The organism is Marinococcus sp. LNHM4E3-1 (assembly GCF_056034405.1).
In genome coordinates, this window is sequence record NZ_JBQLID010000004.1 from 1 (window position 1) to 22,817 (window position 22,817).

27 protein-coding genes are annotated in these 22,817 nt (G+C 47.3%); 4 read left to right on the plus strand and 23 right to left on the minus strand.

Annotated features, from left to right (window positions below; all coding sequences use genetic code 11):
- Positions 1-120 precede the first annotated feature (120 nt).
- The 12 genes from ACTRXI_RS05155 to acpS form a co-directional block, all read right to left on the minus strand.
- The gene (locus tag ACTRXI_RS05155; protein ID WP_474261398.1) at positions 121-723 is read right to left on the minus strand and encodes a PP2C family serine/threonine-protein phosphatase; all 603 of its coding nucleotides are present in this window, start codon (positions 721-723) and stop codon (positions 121-123) included.
- A complete protein-coding gene (sigB, locus tag ACTRXI_RS05160; RefSeq protein WP_022792609.1) occupies positions 723-1,529 on the minus strand; it encodes an RNA polymerase sigma factor SigB in 807 nt (268 codons plus the stop codon). The genes ACTRXI_RS05155 and sigB overlap by 1 nt, the downstream gene beginning before the upstream one ends.
- Positions 1,483-1,974 carry an anti-sigma B factor RsbW gene (gene rsbW, locus ACTRXI_RS05165; RefSeq protein ID WP_474261399.1) on the minus strand — a complete coding sequence of 164 codons (492 nt, stop codon included), beginning with the start codon at positions 1,972-1,974 and terminating at the stop codon, positions 1,483-1,485. Before rsbW ends, sigB begins: the two co-directional genes overlap by 47 nt.
- A complete protein-coding gene (locus ACTRXI_RS05170) occupies positions 1,974-2,309 on the minus strand; it encodes an STAS domain-containing protein (protein ID WP_322527002.1) in 336 nt (111 codons plus the stop codon). Before ACTRXI_RS05170 ends, rsbW begins: the two co-directional genes overlap by 1 nt.
- Positions 2,310-2,399: 90 nt before the next feature.
- Entirely contained in the window at positions 2,400-3,413 is a 1,014-nt protein-coding gene (locus tag ACTRXI_RS05175) for a PP2C family protein-serine/threonine phosphatase (RefSeq protein ID WP_319632359.1), read from the minus strand.
- Between the two features lie 12 nt (positions 3,414-3,425).
- Positions 3,426-3,839 carry an anti-sigma regulatory factor gene (locus tag ACTRXI_RS05180; RefSeq protein ID WP_022792605.1) on the minus strand — a complete coding sequence of 138 codons (414 nt, stop codon included), beginning with the start codon at positions 3,837-3,839 and terminating at the stop codon, positions 3,426-3,428.
- 2 nt (positions 3,840-3,841) lie between these two features.
- A complete protein-coding gene (locus ACTRXI_RS05185; protein WP_022792604.1) occupies positions 3,842-4,198 on the minus strand; it encodes an STAS domain-containing protein in 357 nt (118 codons plus the stop codon).
- Between the two features lie 4 nt (positions 4,199-4,202).
- Positions 4,203-5,048, minus strand: a complete 846-nt coding sequence (locus ACTRXI_RS05190; protein ID WP_474261400.1) for an STAS domain-containing protein — start codon at positions 5,046-5,048, stop codon at positions 4,203-4,205.
- Between the two features lie 316 nt (positions 5,049-5,364).
- The gene (locus ACTRXI_RS05195; protein WP_322527004.1) at positions 5,365-5,652 is read right to left on the minus strand and encodes a CopG family ribbon-helix-helix protein; all 288 of its coding nucleotides are present in this window, start codon (positions 5,650-5,652) and stop codon (positions 5,365-5,367) included.
- 105 nt (positions 5,653-5,757) lie between these two features.
- Positions 5,758-6,909, minus strand: a complete 1,152-nt coding sequence (gene alr / locus ACTRXI_RS05200; protein WP_474261401.1) for an alanine racemase — start codon at positions 6,907-6,909, stop codon at positions 5,758-5,760.
- A 15-nt stretch (positions 6,910-6,924) separates the two neighbouring features.
- The gene (locus ACTRXI_RS05205) at positions 6,925-8,466 is read right to left on the minus strand and encodes an NAD(P)H-hydrate dehydratase (protein ID WP_474261402.1); all 1,542 of its coding nucleotides are present in this window, start codon (positions 8,464-8,466) and stop codon (positions 6,925-6,927) included.
- Position 8,467: 1 nt separating this feature from the next.
- Positions 8,468-8,833 (minus strand): holo-ACP synthase, encoded by a 366-nt coding sequence (gene acpS, locus ACTRXI_RS05210; protein ID WP_462867249.1) that lies wholly within the window; start codon positions 8,831-8,833, stop codon positions 8,468-8,470.
- A 196-nt stretch (positions 8,834-9,029) separates the two neighbouring features.
- On the opposite strand from acpS, the gene ACTRXI_RS05215 reads away from it, so the two are divergent.
- A complete protein-coding gene (locus ACTRXI_RS05215) occupies positions 9,030-9,731 on the plus strand; it encodes a rhomboid family intramembrane serine protease (RefSeq protein WP_474261403.1) in 702 nt (233 codons plus the stop codon).
- 111 nt (positions 9,732-9,842) lie between these two features.
- On the opposite strand, the gene ACTRXI_RS05220 is transcribed toward ACTRXI_RS05215, so the two are convergent.
- The 3 genes from ACTRXI_RS05220 to ACTRXI_RS05230 all read right to left on the minus strand — a co-directional run bounded on the left by ACTRXI_RS05220 (position 9,843) and on the right by ACTRXI_RS05230 (position 11,987).
- A complete protein-coding gene (locus ACTRXI_RS05220) occupies positions 9,843-10,103 on the minus strand; it encodes a metal-sensitive transcriptional regulator (RefSeq protein WP_462867255.1) in 261 nt (86 codons plus the stop codon).
- Between the two features lie 91 nt (positions 10,104-10,194).
- Positions 10,195-11,451, minus strand: coding sequence for a hypothetical protein (locus tag ACTRXI_RS05225; RefSeq protein WP_474261404.1), 1,257 nt, complete (start codon positions 11,449-11,451; stop codon positions 10,195-10,197).
- The gene (locus ACTRXI_RS05230) at positions 11,448-11,987 is read right to left on the minus strand and encodes an RNA polymerase sigma factor SigX (RefSeq protein WP_474261405.1); all 540 of its coding nucleotides are present in this window, start codon (positions 11,985-11,987) and stop codon (positions 11,448-11,450) included. Before ACTRXI_RS05230 ends, ACTRXI_RS05225 begins: the two co-directional genes overlap by 4 nt.
- A 361-nt stretch (positions 11,988-12,348) precedes the next feature.
- On the opposite strand from ACTRXI_RS05230, the gene ACTRXI_RS05235 reads away from it, so the two are divergent.
- Positions 12,349-13,257 carry a hypothetical protein gene (locus ACTRXI_RS05235; protein WP_474261406.1) on the plus strand — a complete coding sequence of 303 codons (909 nt, stop codon included), beginning with the start codon at positions 12,349-12,351 and terminating at the stop codon, positions 13,255-13,257.
- 54 nt (positions 13,258-13,311) lie between these two features.
- On the opposite strand, the gene wrbA is transcribed toward ACTRXI_RS05235, so the two are convergent.
- Positions 13,312-13,929 (minus strand): NAD(P)H:quinone oxidoreductase, encoded by a 618-nt coding sequence (wrbA, locus tag ACTRXI_RS05240; protein WP_474261407.1) that lies wholly within the window; start codon positions 13,927-13,929, stop codon positions 13,312-13,314.
- Between the two features lie 158 nt (positions 13,930-14,087).
- Between wrbA and ACTRXI_RS05245 the strand changes: the two genes are divergently transcribed.
- Entirely contained in the window at positions 14,088-14,396 is a 309-nt protein-coding gene (locus tag ACTRXI_RS05245; protein WP_474261408.1) for a winged helix-turn-helix transcriptional regulator, read from the plus strand.
- 98 nt (positions 14,397-14,494) lie between these two features.
- Here the strand turns inward: ACTRXI_RS05245 and ACTRXI_RS05250 are convergent, their stop codons facing one another.
- Positions 14,495-15,166: a CAP domain-containing protein gene (locus ACTRXI_RS05250; RefSeq protein WP_474261409.1), complete on the minus strand. Its 672-nt coding sequence runs from the start codon at positions 15,164-15,166 to the stop codon at positions 14,495-14,497.
- A gap of 295 nt (positions 15,167-15,461) precedes the next feature.
- Between ACTRXI_RS05250 and ACTRXI_RS05255 the strand changes: the two genes are divergently transcribed.
- Positions 15,462-17,060, plus strand: a complete 1,599-nt coding sequence (locus tag ACTRXI_RS05255) for a peptide chain release factor 3 (protein ID WP_474261410.1) — start codon at positions 15,462-15,464, stop codon at positions 17,058-17,060.
- A 216-nt stretch (positions 17,061-17,276) separates the two neighbouring features.
- Here ACTRXI_RS05255 and ACTRXI_RS05260 read toward each other — a convergent pair whose 3' ends face one another.
- The 6 genes from ACTRXI_RS05260 to ACTRXI_RS05285 are packed head-to-tail and all read right to left on the minus strand — an operon-like array spanning position 17,277 to position 22,817.
- Entirely contained in the window at positions 17,277-18,374 is a 1,098-nt protein-coding gene (locus ACTRXI_RS05260; protein WP_474261411.1) for an NAD(P)/FAD-dependent oxidoreductase, read from the minus strand.
- A 25-nt stretch (positions 18,375-18,399) separates the two neighbouring features.
- Positions 18,400-19,833 carry a dihydrolipoyl dehydrogenase family protein gene (locus ACTRXI_RS05265; protein WP_474261412.1) on the minus strand — a complete coding sequence of 478 codons (1,434 nt, stop codon included), beginning with the start codon at positions 19,831-19,833 and terminating at the stop codon, positions 18,400-18,402.
- Positions 19,820-20,425 carry a CDP-alcohol phosphatidyltransferase family protein gene (locus tag ACTRXI_RS05270; RefSeq protein WP_474261413.1) on the minus strand — a complete coding sequence of 202 codons (606 nt, stop codon included), beginning with the start codon at positions 20,423-20,425 and terminating at the stop codon, positions 19,820-19,822. Before ACTRXI_RS05270 ends, ACTRXI_RS05265 begins: the two co-directional genes overlap by 14 nt.
- A complete protein-coding gene (locus ACTRXI_RS05275; protein WP_474261414.1) occupies positions 20,422-21,087 on the minus strand; it encodes a TVP38/TMEM64 family protein in 666 nt (221 codons plus the stop codon). Before ACTRXI_RS05275 ends, ACTRXI_RS05270 begins: the two co-directional genes overlap by 4 nt.
- 14 nt (positions 21,088-21,101) lie before the next feature.
- A complete protein-coding gene (locus tag ACTRXI_RS05280) occupies positions 21,102-22,022 on the minus strand; it encodes an ABC transporter ATP-binding protein (protein ID WP_474261415.1) in 921 nt (306 codons plus the stop codon).
- A 12-nt stretch (positions 22,023-22,034) separates the two neighbouring features.
- Entirely contained in the window at positions 22,035-22,817 is a 783-nt protein-coding gene (locus tag ACTRXI_RS05285) for an ABC transporter permease (RefSeq protein WP_474261416.1), read from the minus strand.

Genomic DNA, 22,817 nt, shown 5'->3' on the forward strand with positions numbered 1-22,817 from the left:
CAGAAATTGTTTGCATGGGAAAACCACGGAAGAAGTGTTTCACGAAGAAGTGTTGCGCTTAAATTGACAATCTAAGATATACAAAAAACCCCTCCCATCACCGGCAGTGATGAAAGAGGTTTAACCTAATGCGCCAACCATTAAAGTAACATCATCATTTTCGTTTTCAGCTTTTTCAGCAAGTCTGTTTTTATATTCCTCTACCGAACGCATATACGGCAGTGCGCGTTGGTCTTCAGAGGATACAGTCATGCCGTCCGAGTGAAGAACAAAAGAGATGCCCTTATCGAAAGGAACGTACTCGAGCCGGTATTGAAACTTCCTGCCTGAAAGATAGCCCTTTGTTGGAACCGGCCGAAAAATCTCTTCATTATCAGCACTGATATAGCAGGTAATATTACCGATGCTTCCATAGGTCAATTCCTGCTCCTGATAGCAGACCTTAATGACCGCAAGGACTACTCCCCGTTCAGAAACAAGCGCCCGGTTACAGCGCTCCAGAAGCATGGGGATAGATTCATGTTTATGGGCCCGGATGATATTCATGGCTATCTCTGCGGACTGCCTGGCACCTTCGCCACTCCCCAGCCCGTCCGTCACAGAGCAAAGAAAAAAATCCTCTGTTTCGATTACGAGATAGCTGTCTCCACACACACGGTTGCCCGGCTTTGTCTTTTGAAAGACCGCGGTATTCACTTGTGTATTCGAGATGGACTCCTTCATTACAGGCACTCCGAAGGCTCCACTCTTATAGATTCACGCAGCTTCTGCAGAGCCCTTCGCTGCAGTCTTGAAACGTGCATCTGAGAAATACCCAGCTGCTCTCCCGTTTCTTTTTGGCTTAAGTTTTCAAAATACGTACATCTCAGGATCTCTTTTTCTCTGTCCGTTAAAACCGCAAAAGCTTTTTGGAGCAGCAGCTGCTGATCTGTTTTTTCATATCCTTCTTCATTGGCACCAACAAGATCCAACAGCGTCACGGCACTGCCTTCCTGGTCTGCTTCTATGGAACGGTCCACAGATAAAGCCTGATAGCTTTTGCCCATTTCCATGGTTTCGAGCACTTCTTCCTCACTTACCTCGAGGTACTCGGCAATCTCATCTACATACGGAGAACGCTGCAGACGGGTTGTCAGCTCTTCCACGGCCTTTTTAATTCTCGGGCCAAGCTCCTTAATACGGCGAGGTACGTGTACGCTCCACGTTTTATCACGGATAAACCGCTTGATTTCCCCTACAATTGTTGGGACTGCAAACGATTCAAAGCTCCTGTTAAAGGAATCATCAAAACGGCGCAGCGCTGCCAGAAGCCCAATCATACCTACTTGATAAAGGTCGTCATCATGGTCCTGTCCCCGGGAAAATTTTCGTGATAAAGACTGCACAAGCGGTTCATAATGCTGTACAAGCTTAGTCTGAATTTCTTCAGTCGGGTCTTCCTGGAACTGGCGGATCCATTCATAAACTTCTTCACTCGTGCCGTTATTTTTGTTCTTGCGCGTTTGTTTCGGTTGAGACTCCGTCGACATTATTTTCCACCTCGTCTCTTTGCAGAAACTTTGTCATAGAAATAGCCACTCCGTTTTCGCCGCTGATTTCTACTTTATCCATCAATGTGTCTATGAGGAACAGTCCAAGTCCCCCCTCTTTCAGTTCCTCGATCGGTTTTTTGCTGTCTACGGGGCCGAGGTTTTGATCCAGTTCTTCAAGGACAAAGCTTTGACCTGTGTCTGCCACGACCATTTCCACCCGGTCTTCGAACACATTACAGGACAAATGCATATTACCGGTTTCTTCGTACGCATGGTTGACCACATTTGTGCATGCTTCCGCTATCGCAATTTTAATGTCCTCAATGTCATCGTAAGAAAAACCGAGGCGGTTTGCGAGTCCTGAAACTGTCAGCCGGGCGATCCCTACGTATTGAGGCTTGGCCGGAAGGGTCATTTCCAAATAATCTGACTGGCGTTCCATTATTTGGCCTCCTCTGTATTTTCATCATCAATAGTGATTACTTCATCAAGTCCGGTAATGGTAAACAAACGCTTCACACGCTCATTCAGACCTGTCAGACGAAGCGTAGCATCATGATTTTCAGCTGACTTCAAAGCGCCAATAAATATACCAAGGCCGGTGCTGTCAATATAGCTTACCTCTGTCAGGTCCACTACCACTTCTGCGCCTTCTTCTTCTGTCAGCGGATTCAGGTTCGCTTTCAGTTCCGGAGCCGTATACGCATCCACTTCCCCGGCTACTTTCAAAATTTTCTTTTTATCCGATTTTTCTACCACTTCTGTCGATAAATTCATTTAGTAAACCTCCTCATAACCATGCTGCTATATATAAATCACGATTTTTTAATTGTGCATCCTTTTCATTTTTCCCAGATTACAACCTTATTAAACATTTCTGCGCAGTATAATCAATGTAAAGTCGTCACGAAGCTGAAAGCCCTGGGCTCTTTCCAGTTCATAAAATACGTGATTTACAATTTCCTGGGCAGGCAGATGCTGATACGTACGGATGAGTCGCGTAATAGCTTCACGCTCAATAAAGCCGTCGTCGGTTCTGCATTCAGTAACGCCGTCTGATAAGAGCACAACAAAATCTCCCGGCTCCACCGTGAGTTGATATTCCTTATAGTTAGTGTTCCGCTTAATGCCAAGAACGATGCCTTTGGCATGAAGCTCTTCAAACGTATCTTCAGCTGCCTTATAGTAGAAACCGGGCTCGTGCCCCGCTCCTGCATAGTTAAATTGATGGGAGCGTGAATCATACGAGCCGTACATCATCGTAATGAACATGTTCGAAGCAATATTCTGCTCCACCACACGGTTCACATTTTCAAGTAAAGCCCCGGGCTGCAGACGCTGCTCCGGATAGCTGTCCATCGTATACTTGATCATCGACATACATAAAGCGGCCGGTATCCCTTTACCGATAATATCAGCAATCGCAAGACCGACACAGTCGTGGTCGTCTTTAACGAAATGATAATAATCACCGCTCATTTTCGAAGCGGGAACACTTAGAACTCCCACATCCAAACCATTTACGTGTGGAATTTCATCCGGAAGAAACGTCTGCTGCATATTAGCAGCCACGTTAATTTCTGCTTCGAGTTCCTTTGTTTTATCACGAAGGCTCTGGTGTTCCCGGTACGCCAGTCCGTATCCCATCATTACCTCGAGAAGAAGCTCAAATGATTCATGAGCTCCTTTAGGAAGATCCGGAAAGAACTCCTCGAGCACCTCTAAATGAAGACTGACCACTTCTTCCGGGGAAATCTGCTCCTCAAGCACTCTTTTACTGAACTGCTGGGCATAATAAAGCCCCTGTTCGCTCTGCTCTTCTAAATACGCCCGTAAAATATTCGCGTACTGATCATGTAACAATTCCTTCGACTCAGCCAACGTTTTTCCTCCTTAACGGAGCCATTTGATTGCCGTTATCGTTGTACCCTCTTCCATTACGGAGTCAACGTCAAAATCATCCATTAGTCTTCTCACTCCTGGAAGTCCGGCTCCTAAACCACCCGAAGTAGTATATCCGTCTTCCATTACTTCTCTTATGTTCTTAATGCCAGGGCCGCGGTCCTTGGCTGTAATCTTTATGCCCTTCTTTTTCTGGGTCCCCCTGGTCTCTTCCACCGCTTCGATAACGATTTCCCCTTTTTCAGCATACAGGTAGATGTTTCTTGCCAGCTCTGAAATGGCTGTCGTTATCCGCGCCTGATCCACACCGCCAAACCCTATTTCCTTAGCTAAATTTCGTCCGGCCTGTCTGGCTGATACAATTCCCCATTCGGTCTGCACTTCAACACTGGATTGGATACTCATGCTTACCCCTCCAATTCCTGTTGAAGTTTCTCAAGTCCCTGCTCAAGATCTAGTGCCGTTGGTACTTCTTCAAGCATAATGCCCATATCTATCAGAGTGATCGCCACTGCCGGCTGGATGCCCGTCAGAACAACTTTCGCTCCCATTAAATTGGACATTTCCACGACGTCGCCCAGCACTTTGGCGATAAATGAATCAATCATATCCACGGAGGTTAAATCAATCACTACGCCTGTAGAGCCTTCTTCGTGAATTTTACTCAGCAGGTCTTCCTGAAACTGAAGAGCTGTTTGATCATCTAGATCTACCTGCACTGAAATTAATAAATAATGACTTAGTTTTAAGATTGGAATCCGCATCGATTTATGCCCTCCATTCTGCTCCATTCTCTATCTGAACCATTTTGCGCTGCGTCAGCTCAAGCGCTGATTCAATGCCCTTGCGCAGGCTGCTTTTCGTCGGGAAGGTGCTCAGATCAATGCCCAGATTTACAATTGTCTGGGCAATTTCCGGACGGATACCGACCAGAATGCACTCCGCCCCTACCAGCCTCACCGCTTTAGAGGCCTGAATAATATGGTTTGCCACCATCGTATCTACTACCGGCACGCCGGTTATATCAATTAAAACTACCTGGGAACGATGCTGAATAATCCCGTCGAGCAAATTCTCCATAATAAGCTTTGCCCGCTCGGTGTCAATCGCTCCAATTAATGGCATGACACTGACTTTTTCAAAGACAGGAATAAGAGGAGCAGAAAGTTCATTTAGAGCCATCTGCTGAATTTCGAGTGTTTTTATCCACGAATCGGAATAATCATCAACCAGCTGGTTCACGATCGCATCCACCCATTCTTCCACTTCTACAATCAAGCGCACGCTGTCTTCGTCTGCGTTATTAATATATGGCACAATGTAGGCAGTAACGATGCGCCGGAACACCTGCATTCCCTGCGTAAAATAGCTCAGCGGCCAGTCGGTCTGGATAAGCCGTTCCGCAAAATTCTTGATTTTACTTTTGGCTTCCGACCGCTCTAAACGGACTGAGCTGTACAGCACATCAATAAATTCTTCGTTGTTTGTGAATACTAAATCATCAGGAAGGGAGTTTTTAAAATATTCTTCCTGAACCCGGGCCATCTCTTCTTTCCATTTGGAAACCAGCTGTTCCTGATGGTCATTGATGGCCTGCACTACAGATGAATGCATCGTGAATTCCTCCATCTAGTCTGTCCATTTCCGTTTTATGGGCGGGGATAATTTTTATATGTTAATGCCCGGACTGGTGCATACTTTGTATTGTTTTGTACCGTATAGTTTGTTAATGGCACACCTGTACACTATCATACTCTATTTAGTATTATTCCATGTATAATACTTTAGCGCAAACAATTATGGCTGCAATCATATATATTCCTGAATAAAATTTATTACAATAAAAAAGCTGCCCGCCTTTCATAGACAGGCAAGCAGCTTTTTTATTCATCTCTGTTTCTTTAAAAGAAGAAATATAATTTCGAGTGTTTCAGATTCCGCTAAGCAATCGGCGATTCAAAGAGTGATCCACTTCTGTTTCTGCCTCAAATGACTCAGCAGCAATATTTAAATTGATACTGCTCATTTCTTCATACCCTTGCTTCATCGCTTCTTGAAACTCCAGACGTTGGCGTTCTTTTAAATACATCTCCGTGGCTTGATGAATAAATTCGTTGCGGTTTGAGCTCTGCTGCCCCTCTTCAATCATTCCATCAAGTTCGTCAAGAAGATAGTCAGGCAGGCTGACCTTAATCTGCTTAGTGCTTTTCTGATGCACTCCACACACCTCCAGGTTGACCCTTTTAGATTCCCATCCCTTAATCATTACTTAATTCATAATAGCATTTCTATATGCTGTTTGCAAAGCGCGTTTTTCATAAAATCAGGGTTCAAACCTGTTTTCGGGAGTATATACCCGGGGGACGCGTTTACTGATGGTACAGGGAACTTCATATGTAATCGTTCCAAGACGGCCGGCTACTTCCGTGACGCTGATCGTTTCCTCTTTCTGGCTGCCAATCAGTGTCACTTCCGTGTCCACCGGAAATTCATGCGGCAGCCGAACCATCATCTGATCCATGCAGATGCGCCCTACAATAGGTACGCGAAAGCCTCCTGCCAATACCTCCCCCTGATTTTCAGCGTGCGCTCTCAGCCAGCCATCTGCATAACCGATAGGCACAGTACCTATCCATTCATTTCCCGTGGAGGTATATGTTGCGCCGTAGCTGATACTCGTGCCCGGCGGCACTTCTTTCACCTGAGTCAGGCGGCTGTGAAGCGTGAATGCTTCCTTAAGTGTAAATGGAAGATGCCCGGTAATATCTGCTGCGGGGGTCAATCCATACATTGAAATCCCGAACCGGACCATATTAAAGCAGCGCTCCGGAAAACGCATAGCCGCTGCGCTGTTACCGCAGTGAATCAGGCGGGGAGCGCTTCCCAGCTGCTGTACCAGGGCAACGACCCGGGAAAAACGGGCATACTGCTGTTCAAAATAAGCAGTCTCCAGTTCATCAGCAGTAGCGAAATGCGTATACATACCTTCCAATTCTATAGAGGGAATCCGGTTTACCGCGGCCAGAAAGGAAGAGATTTCTTCGTCATTTATCAATCCCAGACGGCCCATGCCGGTATCTACTTTCATATGAATGAAAAGAGATTCTCCGGCTGTATGCCGGGAGGCTTCCTTTAGCCATTCTTCCTGAAAGACCGTGAGCCGGATATCGTGGCGGGCGGCCACTGGGGCGTCCTGCGGCCGCGTTCTTCCAAGCACGAGGATAGGCAGTTTTATGCCGGCTTCCCGCAGTTCAAGCGCTTCTTCAAGCAGCGCCACCCCAAAATAGGAGGCTCCCGCCTCCGCTGCTGCCTTTGCAGTTGCCGCCGCCCCGTGTCCGTAGCCATCCGCTTTCACTATGGCCATTACGGCCACGTTTTCTGTATGAAGCTTCCGCACTTCACGGATGTTGTATTTAATATTTTCTGTATTGATCTCCACCCACGTGTCCCGGTAGGATTCGCTGGAAAACGCCATGATGACTCCTCTTTTCTATCGTTTCTTTTGTGCCTGAATGAAAGCCAGAGCTTTCGGCAAATAATCGATCAAATTGGATGCAGTAAACGAATAATCCGATATTCCTTCATTTATCGCAATTTCTGCAGCCAGGCCGTGTGTGTAGACTGCATTACAAACTCCCTCTTCCACTGTTGGACCCTGAAGCATCATGGCGAGTACAATGCCGGTTAGTGCATCCCCGGATCCTCCCTTGGCAAGGGCACTGCTGCCGCTGGTACTTACATACTGCCTGCCTTCAGGGGTTGTAATAATCGTATTTGGCCCCTTCAGCACAAGATAGCAGCCAAATTCACGCGCATATTCGCGTGAAACCGTAAACCGCTCTGCATTGACCTCCTTTGGCGAAAGACCTGTGAGACGGCCCATTTCACCGGGGTGCGGGGTCAAAATCAACGGGTGTTCTCTGTTTATCATTTCCGCCTCCAGCTCCGGCAGAAAATACAGTCCGTCTGCATCGAGCACGAGCGGCGTTTGGGTCTCTGTCAAAAGCCGCTTCGTTAATACTCTCGTACTTTCTGTCCGGCCAAGCCCGGAGCCGGCTGCAACACCGTCCATTCCGTCCCACGGGAACGGCGTTTCCTGTAAATCGGCGACCTGACCGTCCTCCGTTTCAGGCAGCGGAAAGTAGGTTGCTTCGAGCACATGGGAGGCGACAGCGCTCAATGCAGACTCCGGTACGCTTGTGGTCAGAAGGCCAATGCCGGCATGCAGGCAGGCGTTCGAAGCGATAGCCGGGGCGCCGGGCATATTATAGGCCCCTGCTATCAGCAGCCCTTTGCCGTTATCGCCCTTGTGCGACTCCTGCGTCCGTTCTGGCAGGCTTTTGGCCGCGTCGGTCAGATCCCATGTCTGTCTTTTCTGATCCAATGCCCTCCACGAAGCCTGAGGTACGCCGATCGGTACAATTCGAATTTCACCGTAATAGTGCCTTGCCGGATACAGGTACGTGCTCAGTGTAGGAGCTTCAAGAATTACTGTAGTGTCTGCATTCACTGCCACACCGGGAAGTTCTTCCTCATTCGCCGGCACTCCCGTGGGAATATCCACAGCTACAACCGGTGCTGTTATGCTGTTAAGCCACTTTCCGGCAGAATAAAAAGGCTCCTTCAGCTCTCTGTGAATTCCGGTTCCAAGCATTGCATCAATATAGATAACACCTTCCTCGGGCGGTTCTGGGTCAGGAACGCCGGTACCTGCTTTCAGCGGAAGCCCGCAGGCACGATACAAGTCTTTATGATACAGCGCTCCTCCGGAAAGGGCATCCTCTTCCGCCAGCAGATACACAGAAACATCCCACCCAAGAGAGGAGAGTGTCCTGCCGATAACGAAACCGTCGCCCCCGTTGTTTCCCTTCCCTGCAAAGATAACCGCTTTACGCGCTTCAGGATACATATCATGTATGGCAGCTGCCGCCGCCCGTCCCGCATTCTCCATTAGCAGCTCTTCTTTCATTCCAAGTGTTTCGATGGTGTATTGATCGATCTGCTGCATTTCTTTACTTGTTACGATCTGCATCCTATTCGCCGCCCCTTTCTTCAATAATAACCTGGGCCACCGCACTGTCTCGCGAGTGACTGATGGAAACATGGATAGTATAAGCCTCGTAGCCCGTGCAGCGGAGCAATGGCTCCCCCCGTTCTCCATTACTCACTGTAATATCGTGAAAGCCCGTCTGCGAAGAAATGCCGGTGCCTGCTGCTTTTACAAACGCTTCCTTGGCAGCAAATCTTCCTGCTGTGAATTCTATCAGCCGCTTGCCGGAAAAATGCCCGCAAGCCCGTAATTCATCTTCATTTAAAATTCGCGGCAAAAATTTTTTCTGCTCCAAAGAGCGTTCAATCCGCTCTAATTCAATGATATCAATGCCTATTCCTTTAATCATTACTTTCTCCCTTCCCGCAACGCTTTTCGTGTATTCCTCTATTTATTCATGCTACACTGACCGTACATACTTATACACTTTAGTATACCCGTCACCAGAAAGGGGACTAACCCACTTGTTTATCCGCCACGAAACTTTTTCTACATTTATAAGACGATACCCCGTAATCTCAATTATATTAGCGGTCCACCTGCTATTGTTTTTCTGGGTAAATCTTTCGGAATTAACGAACGGCCTGATTCCGTTCGGGGAAGTTATTTATTATTTGATGGTTGGCAACAACTTCGCTATTCAGAGCGGAGACTACTGGCGCCTTCTTACTCCAGTGTTTTTACATACGTCTTTTGGGCACGTGCTTTTTAACTCCTTTGCGCTGCTGCTGTTCGGACCGCCGCTTGAATTCATGCTCGGCCGGCTCAAATTTCTGGTTTTCTATTTGACAGCCGGAGTTATTGGAAATATCGCCACACTATTTTTCGGTTCGCTCTATTTATCACATTTGGGTGCTTCCGGCGCCATTTACGGACTTTTTGGCGCTTATGTATTTATTATGATGAACCGCCGGCACCTTATTGACCCTTCAAGCGCCCAGATAGTTATCGTTCTTCTTGTGATAGGCATGGTGTTCACCCTTCTGAATTCCGGCGTCAACATATGGGCGCACTTATTTGGATTCGTTGCCGGGTTCGGGCTGATTCCTTTGTTTTTAAAAAACGCAGTCCCCTTCTATTTCTCTCAGGGATTCGGACCTTCTTCCGACATTCGCAGGCCGCGCCGGAAAGTACGCGCGATGACTGCCCAGAAAATAGGAAGACGAATCGCTCTAATTGCCGCCTACGTCATTGTCGGCGCCGTGCTTCTCCGGGTGATCCAGCTCGTCATCGCCGCGCTAATGTAAAAAGAAAAGCGGAAGAAGCCGTTTAGTGGCGCGGGATAATTCTCTCCATATAATAACTGCTTTCCCAGTATAGAAAAGAGGCCCTTCCCGCAGAAGTGGCCTCTTTTTCGTTTATCTGCTTTTTACGAGCAGATTGACAGCTTCCTGGACAGATTCACTGGTATCTTCCCCACGTTCCATCTGTTCACGCATGCATTGTTCCAGGTTTTCACTGACAATTACACCGATCGCACGGTCCATCGCAGAACGAGCAGCCGACATCTGTCCTACAGTATCCCGGCAGTCCTGTCCTTCTTCCATCATCCGAAGAACACCGCGCACCTGCCCTTCGACACGGCGGAGTCTATTTTTAATATTAGCATCATACTCCATGAGTTAAGCGGCCTCCAATGTATTTAAAATGTACATTGTCATTATACATGAAATAATTGGTAATTTCCTACACCCTCTAATAAATTTTCAATCAGCCCGCTCGCCACTCAATCGTATTGGGAGCTGCAGGAACTTCCCATCTTTGATTGAGCGGCACTTCTCCAAGTGAGTCATTGTTCTCAGAGATAAACTTTATGGACTCATATCCAAAATCAGCTGCTGCCAGTCCCACCGCATCAATCATCGCCTGCTGAACCTCCACAGACGTGTCTTCGAGAGAGCCAGCCAGGCTGATGGTTACTGATTCACCTTCACCTTCTACATCCCCTACAGTAAGAGACCCGGGGATCGGGGCTCTCACTTCAGAAATTTCAGGTCCTTCGTTCATTTTCACCAGCGTTTCCTCTAAAGAAAGCAGAGTTCCGTTTTCATTCGTAGTAGAAATCCCCGCTCCTTCACCAGTCACTAAATAAGAGGCGTCATCTACATCATATAAATAATAGCCGCGATTCTCTTCAATATCCTGAACATCTATTTCTTCTTCATTTCCGCTGCTTTCATCAGGTGTATTTGATACTTCTATACCTGCTTCTCCTAAATAACGGGCAAGCTCTTCAATGCCCTGCTCGATCCGGCCGGCTTCCACAGCCGTGATTTCGGAGGATACTGCTGCTTCGATACTGCCATTCTCTGCATTCTCCCAGGAGACCTTTTCGGTCATAGCAGGACCGAGCCCAAATTCATTTCCGTCCACTTCTTCAGTAATAAAATTCAAAAGCTCTTTCAGCCCCGTTTCTGCCACAAATGTTAAAGGGACAATGACCGATCCCTGTACACTTTCAAAAGGGATCGTCACAGCGTTCACACTGCCGCTTCCTTTTTCTTTCGTAAGCGCAGATACATACCCATCCGGCATTTCTCCGCTCTCTTCCGTATCTTGCTGAATTGTCGGCGGGCTTTCTTCTTCAGTACCGCTTTCTGCAGGCTCAGATTCTTCAGGCACTGCACTGTCTGTATCGTTTTCAGCTGTGTTTTCCGTTTCCTGCTGTTCGGCTGACTCTGAATCTCCGGCTTCATTCTCATCTTCAGCATTCTCTTCCTGAGAAGGGGAAGCCGTCTGATTCGAAGTCCACCATATTCCTGGAACGATAAGTATCGCTAGTAGGAGAACTGCCGCCGAGGTAAAAACAGGAGCCGGCCAGCGCCGGTGTGTGCGGTGTCTTTTCTTTGAGTCCAGCCGATCCTGAATATTATGGAAAATTTCATCTTTGGATCGTTTATCCTGCACCCGGGGCATTTGCTTTAATGAATGTTCAATCCGTTCCATGGAACGATTATGCTTCTTCACTCTCCTGCCCTCCTTTCTTCTAAATTTTCCCTGTTTTCCATCAAGTCCTGTATTTTTTTCACGGCCCGGTGCTGTGTCGTTTTCACCTTACTCTCTGACCATCCGAGCACTTCAGCTGCTTCTTTGATCGAAAGCGATTCCACATAACGCAGCATAAGCACCTGCCGCTGATCCGGGGAGCACGCTTTCATGCATTCATAAATTTCACGCACATCGTCTTTCGCAGTGAGAATCTCATCTGGAAGAGGCGCCGGGTCCCGCATTTCCTCTTTTGATAAAGGACCGAGTACTCCCAGCCATTTCCGCTTCTTTCTGTTTTGCTTGCGGATCCAGTCTATGCCGACATGTCTGGCGATAGAATAAAGCCAGGTTTTTTCACTGCTTTTGCCTTCAAACGTTTCAAAGGAATGCAGCACTTTAATGTAAACTTCCTGGACCAGCTCCTCGGCTGTTTCACGATCTCGGACCATATAAAATAAATATTGGAAAAGGGAGTGATGATATTGTTCATATAGCCTTTCAAACTCATCATGCATGATGAACACTTCCTTAATGTAGACGTTCCCTGTCTTTTTTAGTTACACCGTTGATTTTATTAATGGAAGGCGGAAAAGAAATTACGCTTCCATCCATTTTCTGTTTATGTATATTCAACATTTAATTTTTCTGCTGATACTTTCTAAGATATTAGCAAAATACTTCGCATTATTATAGCATTTCCACGGTTTTTTCCGAAAAACCCCCCACCGCTTTCACACTCTGATTTAACATTAGTAAAGTCCTGTTTATGTTCATTTGAGGGATTTGAACCTTTCTTTATTTTGAAACATGGTATAATTATGTAACAACATTGTATTAATTGTAAACTAAATTTAATATTTGACCTGGGGGGATTCCATGAAAAAATTCTCATTTTTAGCAGTTGCCGCCACAGCCGTTATTACTCTCAGCGCCTGCGGCACCGAAAATAGCGAAAACGCGGAAAACAGTGAAAAAGCAACTGAAACAGCCTCCGTTGAAGCTAACGGAGAAGAAAATGAAGACAATGAAGAAAATGACAGTGCAAAGAATGAAGAACAGAAAGATAAAGATACGGCTTCCGAAACTGATGAAGCAGCAGAAGACGACGCTTCCGCTGAAGACAGCGCCTCTACAGAAGATACTGCCACAGAAAATGAAGAAGGAAATACGGAATCCGAAGACACTGCCAGCGAAGATGCTTCATCGGAAGATACTTTACCGGAGGATGATGAGGCAGAAGAAAGTGCTTCTGAAGAAACGGCCAACAGTGAAGAAGCAGCTTCCGAAGAATCTACTGAGACTGCTGAAACTACAGATACAGAAGCTAACAGCACCTCAGCTTCTGAAGAAGAAGAGGCTGTAACAGAAGAAGTAACTGTTTACTACCTCGACAGCGATTTGATGAATACAATTTCTGAAACCCGCAGCCTTGAAGCAGCGTCTGAAAATGATCTGCCGTTTGAAGCTGTGCAGGCATGGCTCGACGGCCCTGAAACAGAAGATGCCGTTAGTCCGCTTCCAGTAGAAACCGAAGTACAGTTTGTCGAATTTAAAGACAACACTGCCTTTGTTTCCTTTGAACCTTCTGTCCTCGAAGCCACTACAGTCGGAAGCACTCTCGAGCTCGCATTTGTAGAACAGCTGGCAGTGTTAATGGACCAGTTTGGATATGGTCAGACTCAGATTCTTATTGACGGCGAAGTTGTCACGGACTTTTACGGGCACCGGGAAATCAACCAGCCTATCGAAGCGACGGATCCTTCGGAGCTTTATGGCAGTAACTAACACCAGGTATATAAAAAAAGCGCCCGCACACGCGGACGCTTTTTTTGCTTTCTATTAGTTGCCCAATTTCTCTGCCACTTTTGCAACGCGGGCGCCTAAACGGCCGCCCATTGTCAATTCACCCTCGCTTGGCATCCGGGTACCGTCCGGACCAGCAAGCGTAGAGGCACCGTATGGCGTTCCGCCGACAAAGTCACGTTCAGTCATTTCCGGATTTTCCCCGTATGGAAGACCAACAAAAATGAATCCAAAATGAAGCAGCGGTACGATCGACGTTATAATTGTTGTTTCCTGACCGCCGTGAGCTGTGTTTGTGCTCGTGAAGATTCCTGCTACCTTGCCTTCAAGCGAACCGTTTGCCCACAGGCCGCCAGCTGCGTCCATAAACTGCTTAACCTGAGCCGGCATATTGCCAAAGCGTGTTGGGATACCCCAAACAACGCCGTCAGCCCATACGAGATCGTCTGTTGTAGCTTCAGGAATATCTGCCTGTTTATTCTGCGCCTCTACATACGCTTCCTGCGTAGACATACCTTCCTTAGCCATCTGCGATTCGGGAATTCTTACGACACGTACTTCTGCACCTGTTTCTTCTGCGCCTTTCGCTACTGCCTTTGCCATTTCATGTATATGTCCATAAGAACTGTAAAACGGTACCAATACTTTACTCATTAAAAAACACTCCTATTACTTATATTTATAAAGTTACTTACTTTTCGAAAGTACATGAAAACATTTGTACTGTCAACTCACCCTTCAAGCTATACCCCAGCCCCTCCTCTACGAAACAATGATTTTGTGGTACTATGTTCATAAAGAGGTGAACTATTATGCAGAAGACTTCCATCTGCCCAAAATATGAATTTGCAGCGGAGCTGCTCGGCAAAAAATGGACGGGCCTATTAATCCTTGTGCTTCTTCAGGGACCACTCCGCTTCAAAGATATAAAAAGAGAGATTCCGGATATGAGCGACCGGCTGATTACCGAACGGCTAAAAGAGCTTGAAGAAAAAGGGATTGTCGAACGCAGCGTATTTCCGGAAAAGCCTGTGCGCGTCCAGTATCAGCTGACGAGTAAGGGTAAGGATCTCGAACCGGTCATTAATGCCATCCAGGACTGGGCTGAGGCCTGGGTTTAATAAAAAGCAGGTACTTTTCATGCAGGAAAAGCCTGCTTTTTTCGTGATTTAAACACAAAAAAGCGCCTGCCTTCAAGCAGCCGCTTTTCCCTGATTCTTTATTTTTCCAAAAACATCTGCGTCCAGTATTGACCGTATTCTCCGCCTTCTTCATAGCCGATCGCAATATGCGTGAAGTCCGGATTGAGGATGTTATCACGGTGACCCGGGGAATCCATCCAAGCATCAACAACGTCCTGCGGCGTATCCTGCCCGGCTGCAATGTTTTCACCGGCGCCCTCATAGCTTACGCCGAATTCCTGCATCATTTCAAAAGGACTGCCGTAGGTCGGACTTTCATGGGCAAAATAATCATTCTCAATCATGTCCTGGGACTTCGCATCTGCTACGCTTTGCAGGGAGCTGTCCGCTTCCACCGGTGCAAGTCCATTTTCTGCCCGAACTTCATTCGTCAGACGAACAACTTCCTGTTCAAATTCGGACTCGCTCTGGGAAGAAACTGCATCTGAAGTTTCAGCGGAACTGCTTTCTGAAGAAGAGTCACTTTCACTTCCCGGAATAGCAATACTCTGGCCTACATTAATCACATCAGGATTTTCAATGCTGCTGTTTTCTTCCATAAGTGCATCAACGCTTACACCGTGATCTTCAGCAATCGTATATAAAGTATCTCCTGACTCTACGGTGTATGTATCCTGCCCCAAAGCAGTTAAAGGGAAAATAAGTGTTGCTGACAGAGCACCGACAACTGCTGTTCTTTTAAATCTCATCTCATTCACCTCTTATAAAAGATAGATAACTAAATATATAAATGATAACGTTATATTAAAATTTTACCATTAATTTCTTGAAAATAAACATTTCAAAGGAATTTTACAAATTTTTGCGGCTATTGTACTATATTTTACATTAATTAAATCTAAAACCTTCCTTATCAAAATAATTACTATGGTACTCTACCCTCCTTGTTGTTGCCGAAAACTAAGATTATCTATTAAGATAGGAAGAGTGCTTACGAACGCGGGCAGATTATCAGCAAATTTAAACGAAGGATGGATATAACGAATGGCTACATGGAAAAACGAAATCGAATCCCGAAAGACGTTTGCCATTATTTCGCACCCGGACGCCGGGAAAACGACCTTAACGGAAAAGCTTCTGTACTTTGGGGGCGCTATCCGTGAAGCCGGAAGCGTTAAAGGCAAGAAAAACCAGCGTCATGCTACAAGTGACTGGATGGAAATTGAGAAGCAGCGCGGGATCTCTGTCACAAGTTCTGTAATGGAGTTTAATTATCAAGGGCACCGCATCAATATTCTCGACACTCCCGGCCACGAAGACTTCAGTGAAGATACGTACCGTACGCTGACCGCGGCCGATTCGGCAACCATGCTTATTGACGCAGCCAAAGGGGTCGAGGCACAAACCAAAAAGCTCTTCAAAGTCTGCAGCATGAGAGGCATTCCTATCTTCACATTTATTAATAAGCTGGACCGCCAGGGGCGGGACCCGTTCGAGCTGATGGAAGAAATGGAAGACATTTTAGGTATCCGTTCATACCCGGTCAACTGGCCGATTGGTATGGGCCAGGACTTTCACGGCATCTACGACCGCCATGCCAAAAAAGTAGAATGGTTTAACCCGGATTCCCCGTCCCAGACGGAAGTCGTTTACGTAAACGGCACCGACGATCCTAAGCTGAAGGAACGTATCGATCCACAGCTCCTCGCTGCCTTTCAGGAGGAAATTGAACTTCTCGATGTAGCCGGGGATGCGTATGATGAAGAACGCATCAAAAGCGGCGAGCTCACTCCCGTCTTTTTCGGGAGCGCAGTTTCGAACTTTGGGGTGCAGAATTTCCTGGAATATTTCATGGAATGGGCGCCGGCTCCTGTCGGAAGGGAAAGCGATCAGGGATTTGTTTCCCCGCTCAGTGACAATTTCTCCGGGTTTATTTTCAAGATTCAGGCGAACATGAATCCAAAACACCGAGACCGGATCGCCTTTATGAGAATTACTTCAGGCAAATATTCTCCAGGTATGCAGGTCAATCATGTCCGTATCGGCAAAAACATGAAGCTTCACCAGCCAACGCAGTTTCTTGCCAAGGACCGCAGTATTGTCCAGGAGGCATACGCCGGCGATATTATCGGCCTGTACGATCCGGGGACCTTCCGAATCGGCGACACGCTTGCAGAATCAGGCACATTTTCTTTTGAAGAAATGCCACACTTTTCTCCTGAACACTTTGCTGCCATTTCTGTTAAAGATGCAATGAAGCACAAATCATTTGAAAAAGGACTGCAGCAGTTAACAGAAGAAGGTGCCATCCAGCTGTTTAAAACGTATCAGCGGGTGCCGGAGCAGCAGATTGTCGGCGTTGTCGGCGTGCTTCAGTTTGAAGTACTCGAGCACCGGCTGAATAATGAATATAACGCCCATATTAAAATGGAAAATCTTCCATTGTCAGTCGCCAGGTGGGTCGACGGACCAACGGAGGCAATGAACACCTTTGCCAGAAAACAAAAGAACTTGGCTCTCGACCGGAATGGCCGGCTAGTTGCCCTATTTGAAAATGAGTTCCAGTTAAACATGGCCAAAGACAAATATCCCGATATTTCCTTCCACGAAAACTCTTATTTCGTTTCCAGCCAAACGACGTAAAAAGATAGCAAAAACGGACCGCCTTTCCATCAAGAGGCAGTCCGTTTTTTTACGTTATACAAAGGATTTTTATTTCATGCCTTCACCCGGATTTTTACGCTTTTCTTGATGGCCAGCTCCAGAAGCCAGTGGCGGCAGGTCTCTTCAGCTCTTTTTTCCAAGTGAAAGCACCACTTGGCAAAAGAGCTTCCAGATCCCGCGCCACTACCCGGCTTCTTACGCTTTTCTTGATGGCTGTAGTTCTTTGATGAATTTTTTGTCGATCCGGTGCTTGATTTTAAACGGTGCTTTGCCTACACGGGTTTTGTCACCGTAAATCATCAGCCCCTGCTTACTTCCAAGATTTAAAATTGCCATATAATTTTTTTGTGGCGAATACTTGGTCAGCTTTTTGCCTTTCAGGGAACGCTTGATGTTTTCAAGAAGCACAGGAGCTTCTTTGACAGCTGAGATTCCGTTTTTCGGAATGTCTTCATGTCCCGCGATGGTAACGCAGTCGCCCACTCCGAATATTTGCGGATACGCTACTGACTGAAGGTGTTCGTTTACAAGCAGATACCCTTCGCTATCGACCGGCAGTCGGGAGGCTTCAAACCAGGCTGGTGCTTTCGGGCCGGTCATCCACAGTAGATCTTCATACGGAAAGGAGAGCGAATCCGTTTCCACCGTTCGATCTGTCACCCGGTGCACTTGTTCATTTTCAAAGTATTCAATCCCTCTTTTATCAAGAAGATCGTACACCTTCTGACGCGTTTCCTCTGTGTCTTCCGGAAGAAGCTTACTCCCGGAAATAATTTTCACCGGAGATAGGAACTTGTTTTTACTTCTCCATGCCTGCGCGGTAAATGCCATCTCGATTCCAGCATAACCACCACCGACAACAACCGGATGATGACTTGTGCGGACACTCTCTATTGCTTCAGAGAAGTTTTCATTGGCTTTTAAAATTTCCGCATGCTTTTGAACATGTGGAATTTCAAGACCTTTCGGCTGGGCGCCAATATCTACGGATAAATAGTCAAAATGCATAACTTTACCTGCATTGGTGAGAACAATATTCTGCTCTGGATCAATGGAAGTAACCTTGGCTGAAACAAACGTGCCGCCGTTTTCATTACAGAACGACCGAAGCGGAACACGAATATCTTCGATGGCGTAGCGTCCTTCCATATAGCCTGAATACATACCTGAATAATACTGGTACTGTCCCGGGGAAATAAGAATCCACTCTACGTTTTTTTTCTTTTTCTTCCATTCTTTTATTACGGAAAGATTGGTGTGGCCTGCTCCGACGAATATTACTCGTTTAGTCACTATATTTCCTCCTCTGTCTCTTCAATTACCGAAACCATGCTACATACTTTTTAAGTACCTTGTTGATGGGGCTGTTAAACAAAGCCTCCCGCCAGTATTCATCCGCTGCTTTTTTCACGATGTCCCCGTGAGCCGGATACGGATACACGACACTTGAAAATGACCGCAGCTTCTTCTTCCACGTTTTTGCTGCAGTGACCTGCTGCATCCAGTCAGCCGCATGGCGTCCGACAGCATGAGCCCCAATAATGTTTCCTTTTTGGTCGGTAATAATTTTTACTAAAGGAACCGGGTCCCCTTCAGCCAGAAAACGGTCCACCTGTTTACCTTCGATGCGGTAAATACGGGCATCTACGCCTTCAAGCTGTTTCGCTTCTTCCTCAGTGACGCCCAGATGAAAAATTTCCGGCTCAGTATAATACGCCCAGGGAAGCGCATTATAATTAATTTTCCGGCGCAGCCCGAAAACAGCGTTGGAAACCACAGTCTGCCCTTCCATACCGGCCGCATGTGTAAACATATATCCTCCGCTTGCGTCACCAACAGCGTAGATATGCGGCACAGACGTCTGCATTGTATTCGAGACGTCGATGCTCCTATCTTTCTTTACCCTCACACCTGCTTTTTCTAATCCTATGTTATTTGTGTTCGGCACACGTCCTGCCGCAAGCAAAAGCGCATCCGCTTCAATTTTCTGTTCGGCTGCTCCTTCTGTGACAGCATAAACGCGCCCATTTTCTTCTTCGAGTCTTACCACCCGGCTGTTGGGAATAAAATGGATTTCCTTTTCTAATTCTTTCTGCGCCCGTGCAGCAATTTCCTTTTCCTCTTTTGAGAAAATCCGATCCCCCGAATCTACCGCCGTCACAGAAGAGCCGATTCGTGCAAGCGTTTGGGCAAGCTCCATACCTACCGGGCCGCTTCCGACACACACCAGCTTTTCCGGCAGCTTCTCAGCCTCGAAAATTGTTTCATTCGTGTAGTAAGGCAGAAGCTCCAGATTTTCAATTGGAGGCACATTCGGACTCGAGCCGGTGGCAATGACGATTCTTTTTCCTCCAATGACACTTCCATCTTCAAGATATAAATGATGGGAATCCATAAATTCACCGCGCCGCATGTACACATCAATCCCGAGCGCTTCGAACTCGCTTATGTCATCAAGCTCCTGCACCTCAGCGACAGCGTCCCGCACTCTTTTTTTCACTTGTTCAAAATTGGCATTCCCATCCAGCTGAAGACCAAATTCTTCCGCTGCCCTTCTTGCGTTCTGGATTTCCCGTCCGACAGTCACAAATGCTTTCGAAGGTATGCAGCCGGCATGCAGGCATTCGCCTCCAAGATTTTCCCGGTCATCGACCAGAGCGGTCTTCATGCCAAACTGCGCTGCTCCCGACGCGACGGTCAGTCCGCCGGACCCGCCCCCAAGTACTATTAAATCGTAATCAATCTGCGGCATTCTCATCCTGCTCCTTTAATAATCGTTTTGCTTCCAGTAGCCTCTGCAGGCCGGTAAATGTTTCGACAAATAAAAATAAAGCAGTGGAATACAATAAAAAAGCTGGAAAAAGCATCATTAGGGAAAACAAAATAAATCCTTCGGTCCGCTCAGCGAGCCCCGCCTGATAGTAAAACGATTTGACCCCGCTTCGTTCCGACATATTTCCCACTGTTAAAAACACGGTAATCGAAAACAATATGGAGACACTTAACAGAAGAAGCAGCCACATTAAATCCGGATACCGGAAGGCAAGTCCAAGCAGAACGCTCGCTTCCACAAGACGATCAAACGTAATATCAAGCACCGTCCCAAACGCAGAAGGCCTGGTTTTTCTCGCCATTGCCCCGTCTACGGTGTCTAAAAACCCTGATATCCAAAGACAGATAAAGGCTGCCCATGCAGCGTCAAAATAAATGAGCGGCCCTGTAAGCACGCCGATCCCAAATGCCAGAACCGTTACCTGGTTGGCGGTCCAACTCCGGTTCAGAAACCAATCGGCTGTTTTGTCTATAACCGGGTCTGCCCATTTCCGGGCGTGTGTATCAATCATTGCAGTTCCCCATTTATGTTATTTATATTATTTTCATACCCTTTTTTCCTTAAAATGACAACCACGATCAAAAGAGCGGCAAAAACGCTGACAGCGCTCAATATATATCTCCATTCCCCGGTTAACAGCCCCGACCCCAAAAAGCTGTAGCCGACTGCCCCCGGCAGCAGTCCAATAACAGTCGCTGCTGTATAGGAGGACAGGCGCACCCGGGACAGCCCGCATACGTAGCTGACAAGGTCAAAATTCAGGACGGGCAGAAGCCTCATCAAAAGCGTGCCCCGAAAGCCTTCCGCTTCGAGCTTCCTCCGCCACACTTCCATCCGCCCTTTAATTTTTGGCCGAAACAATTCTTTCCCGAGAAGGCGTCCGAGTCCGTAGGCTAGCAGGGCCCCGGTGGTCCCGCCAATCATAATGTATATCACGCCTGCAGCCGGACCGAAGGCGAGACCGCCGGCAAGCGACATGATCGAAGCTGGAAATAAAATAAGCGGCCGGAGCATACAGGCTGCTATGTAAATAACTGGAGCCCATACGCCGAGTAATAAAATTTCATCCCGTACTGCCTGTGGCGAGAACCGGAATACTTCGGCGTTCAGCCAGGCAATGGTCACGACAGCTGTCAAAAAAACCACATATTTTATAATGCTTTTAATACTCATACGCTGCCCCCTTTTTAAATCCAGGTTATAAATGTTTTTCCCTGAAACGGTTCATTCACAGCAAGGGTAACGGACTGGGCTCCCCCAACTCCATAAAATGTCTGAATCCACAGGCCGTACTGTTTTTTTACAGGTCCTGCTTCAGCTGCGACATAACCCTTTCCTGCCTCCTTTGTGACCCGCAAAGCTTCGGCCGGGACAAAGCCTTTCTCCGGAAACCACCATCCATCTGCTAGCAGAGAAGCAGTCTCTTGTCGCTCCGGCGCACTCATCAGTTTGTCTCTATTACCTGTTTCTATAACTTCTCCGCCGGCCATCACACTGACACTCTCTCCCATATCGAATGCCTCCTCGCGGTCATGCGTAACAAACATTGAGGTGATGTTTTCCTGCTCCAGTATTCCCTTCACCCAGTGGCGCATTGTTTTACGTAAAGAGGCGTCCAGACTCGAAAACGGCTCATCAAGCAGTAATACTTTCGGTGTTGCAGCTATCGCCCGTGCAAGAGCTGCACGCTGCTGCTGGCCTCCGGAGCATTGATACGGATACAGTGCCCCGAGCTCCCCTATCTCCATTTTTTCGAGCAGCTGCCTGCCGGCTTTCGTGCGTTCTTTTCTAGGTATTCGTTTCATCTTCAAACCGTACGTAACGTTTTGCAGAATCGTTAAATGCGGAAAAAGCAGCGGCTGCTGAAACATTAACACGACAGGACGCTTCTCCGCGGGACTTTCGTTTACACTTGCCCCGTCAATCATCACCGTACCGCCTGAAAACGTATCAATACCCGCAATACAGCGTAAAAGCGTTGATTTTCCCGTGCCGGATTTGCCGACCAGGCTTCTATTTTCCCCCTCTTTAAGCTCGAGGTTTATGTTCCGGAGCACCTGATTGTCCTGATAGACCTTGCTTCCGTTCTGCACTGACACATATGACATATTTCCCTACCCCTACCACGATTTTAAAATTTTCGTACTTATTCTGAGTACTCCGTCAGCAGCAAGCGCAGCCGCCGCTGGAAGGGCGGCTGTCATTAATGAAAAGGCACTGACTGCTGACGGCGGCGCACTGTTTGTATACGGATAATACAATACCGCCATGGTCGTAACCGTTCCTCCTCCTATAATAACAGTCAGGGCAAATTGGCTGACAGAAATTACGACGACGAAAAAGACAGCTGTACGCACAGAAGCAGTCATCTGGGGCAGCTCAATCAGCAAAAACCTGGCGGCTGCCCCGCCACCGAGGCTTCGCGATTGTTCATACTGACTTCTTCCTATCCGCTCGTAGCCGGCACGAATGATGCGAATCGTGTATGGAAGTGTCGGAAGCAGATGAAAAAAAGCGACCCCGTACCATGTATTTGCGGTACCACTTTGCAGAGCAAAAATGTGCAGACCGACAGCAAGGGCGGTAATCGGAAGAAGCACGGGGACTAAAAGCATGGCATCTATCAGTTCTTTCCCCCTGAACTCCCGGACAACAAGCGCTTTGGCTGCCGGAATGCCGATCACAAGGTTCAGAGCCGCCACGCAGAGGGCAATAAGAATCGTCTGTCCCCAGGCCTCGGCAAGCAGCGGGTCGCCAAATGGTACTCCCCAGCCGTCGAGCGTCCAGGCCGTCGGCCAAACCTCCCCAAACGGCCATTCCGAAGCGAAGCTCTGCACCATGAGCGCAAGCAAAGGGACTGCAAAGCAAAGTGCAAAAACGGCTGCTGCTGCTTTTCTTTTCAT

What these genes read in the sequence shown, in the direction of transcription:
- ACTRXI_RS05155 (WP_474261398.1), bottom strand. Translation starts at nt 723, where the DNA reads ATGAAGGAGTCCATCTCGAATACACAAGTGAATACCGCGGTCTTTCAA.
- sigB (WP_022792609.1), bottom strand. Translation starts at nt 1,529, where the DNA reads ATGTCGACGGAGTCTCAACCGAAACAAACGCGCAAGAACAAAAATAAC.
- rsbW (WP_474261399.1), bottom strand. Translation starts at nt 1,974, where the DNA reads ATGGAACGCCAGTCAGATTATTTGGAAATGACCCTTCCGGCCAAGCCT.
- ACTRXI_RS05170 (WP_322527002.1), bottom strand. Translation starts at nt 2,309, where the DNA reads ATGAATTTATCGACAGAAGTGGTAGAAAAATCGGATAAAAAGAAAATT.
- ACTRXI_RS05180 (WP_022792605.1), bottom strand. Translation starts at nt 3,839, where the DNA reads ATGAGTATCCAATCCAGTGTTGAAGTGCAGACCGAATGGGGAATTGTA.
- ACTRXI_RS05185 (WP_022792604.1), bottom strand. Translation starts at nt 4,198, where the DNA reads ATGCGGATTCCAATCTTAAAACTAAGTCATTATTTATTAATTTCAGTG.
- ACTRXI_RS05190 (WP_474261400.1), bottom strand. Translation starts at nt 5,048, where the DNA reads ATGCATTCATCTGTAGTGCAGGCCATCAATGACCATCAGGAACAGCTG.
- alr (WP_474261401.1), bottom strand. Translation starts at nt 6,909, where the DNA reads ATGGCGTTTTCCAGCGAATCCTACCGGGACACGTGGGTGGAGATCAAT.
- ACTRXI_RS05205 (WP_474261402.1), bottom strand. Translation starts at nt 8,466, where the DNA reads ATGCAGATCGTAACAAGTAAAGAAATGCAGCAGATCGATCAATACACC.
- acpS (WP_462867249.1), bottom strand. Translation starts at nt 8,833, where the DNA reads ATGATTAAAGGAATAGGCATTGATATCATTGAATTAGAGCGGATTGAA.
- ACTRXI_RS05220 (WP_462867255.1), bottom strand. Translation starts at nt 10,103, where the DNA reads ATGGAGTATGATGCTAATATTAAAAATAGACTCCGCCGTGTCGAAGGG.
- ACTRXI_RS05230 (WP_474261405.1), bottom strand. Translation starts at nt 11,987, where the DNA reads ATGCATGATGAGTTTGAAAGGCTATATGAACAATATCATCACTCCCTT.
- ACTRXI_RS05235 (WP_474261406.1), top strand. Translation starts at nt 12,349, where the DNA reads ATGAAAAAATTCTCATTTTTAGCAGTTGCCGCCACAGCCGTTATTACT.
- wrbA (WP_474261407.1), bottom strand. Translation starts at nt 13,929, where the DNA reads ATGAGTAAAGTATTGGTACCGTTTTACAGTTCTTATGGACATATACAT.
- ACTRXI_RS05245 (WP_474261408.1), top strand. Translation starts at nt 14,088, where the DNA reads ATGCAGAAGACTTCCATCTGCCCAAAATATGAATTTGCAGCGGAGCTG.
- ACTRXI_RS05250 (WP_474261409.1), bottom strand. Translation starts at nt 15,166, where the DNA reads ATGAGATTTAAAAGAACAGCAGTTGTCGGTGCTCTGTCAGCAACACTT.
- ACTRXI_RS05255 (WP_474261410.1), top strand. Translation starts at nt 15,462, where the DNA reads ATGGCTACATGGAAAAACGAAATCGAATCCCGAAAGACGTTTGCCATT.
- ACTRXI_RS05265 (WP_474261412.1), bottom strand. Translation starts at nt 19,833, where the DNA reads ATGCCGCAGATTGATTACGATTTAATAGTACTTGGGGGCGGGTCCGGC.
- ACTRXI_RS05270 (WP_474261413.1), bottom strand. Translation starts at nt 20,425, where the DNA reads ATGATTGATACACACGCCCGGAAATGGGCAGACCCGGTTATAGACAAA.
- ACTRXI_RS05275 (WP_474261414.1), bottom strand. Translation starts at nt 21,087, where the DNA reads ATGAGTATTAAAAGCATTATAAAATATGTGGTTTTTTTGACAGCTGTC.
- ACTRXI_RS05280 (WP_474261415.1), bottom strand. Translation starts at nt 22,022, where the DNA reads ATGTCATATGTGTCAGTGCAGAACGGAAGCAAGGTCTATCAGGACAAT.
- ACTRXI_RS05285 (WP_474261416.1), bottom strand. Translation starts at nt 22,817, where the DNA reads ATGAAAAGAAAAGCAGCAGCAGCCGTTTTTGCACTTTGCTTTGCAGTC.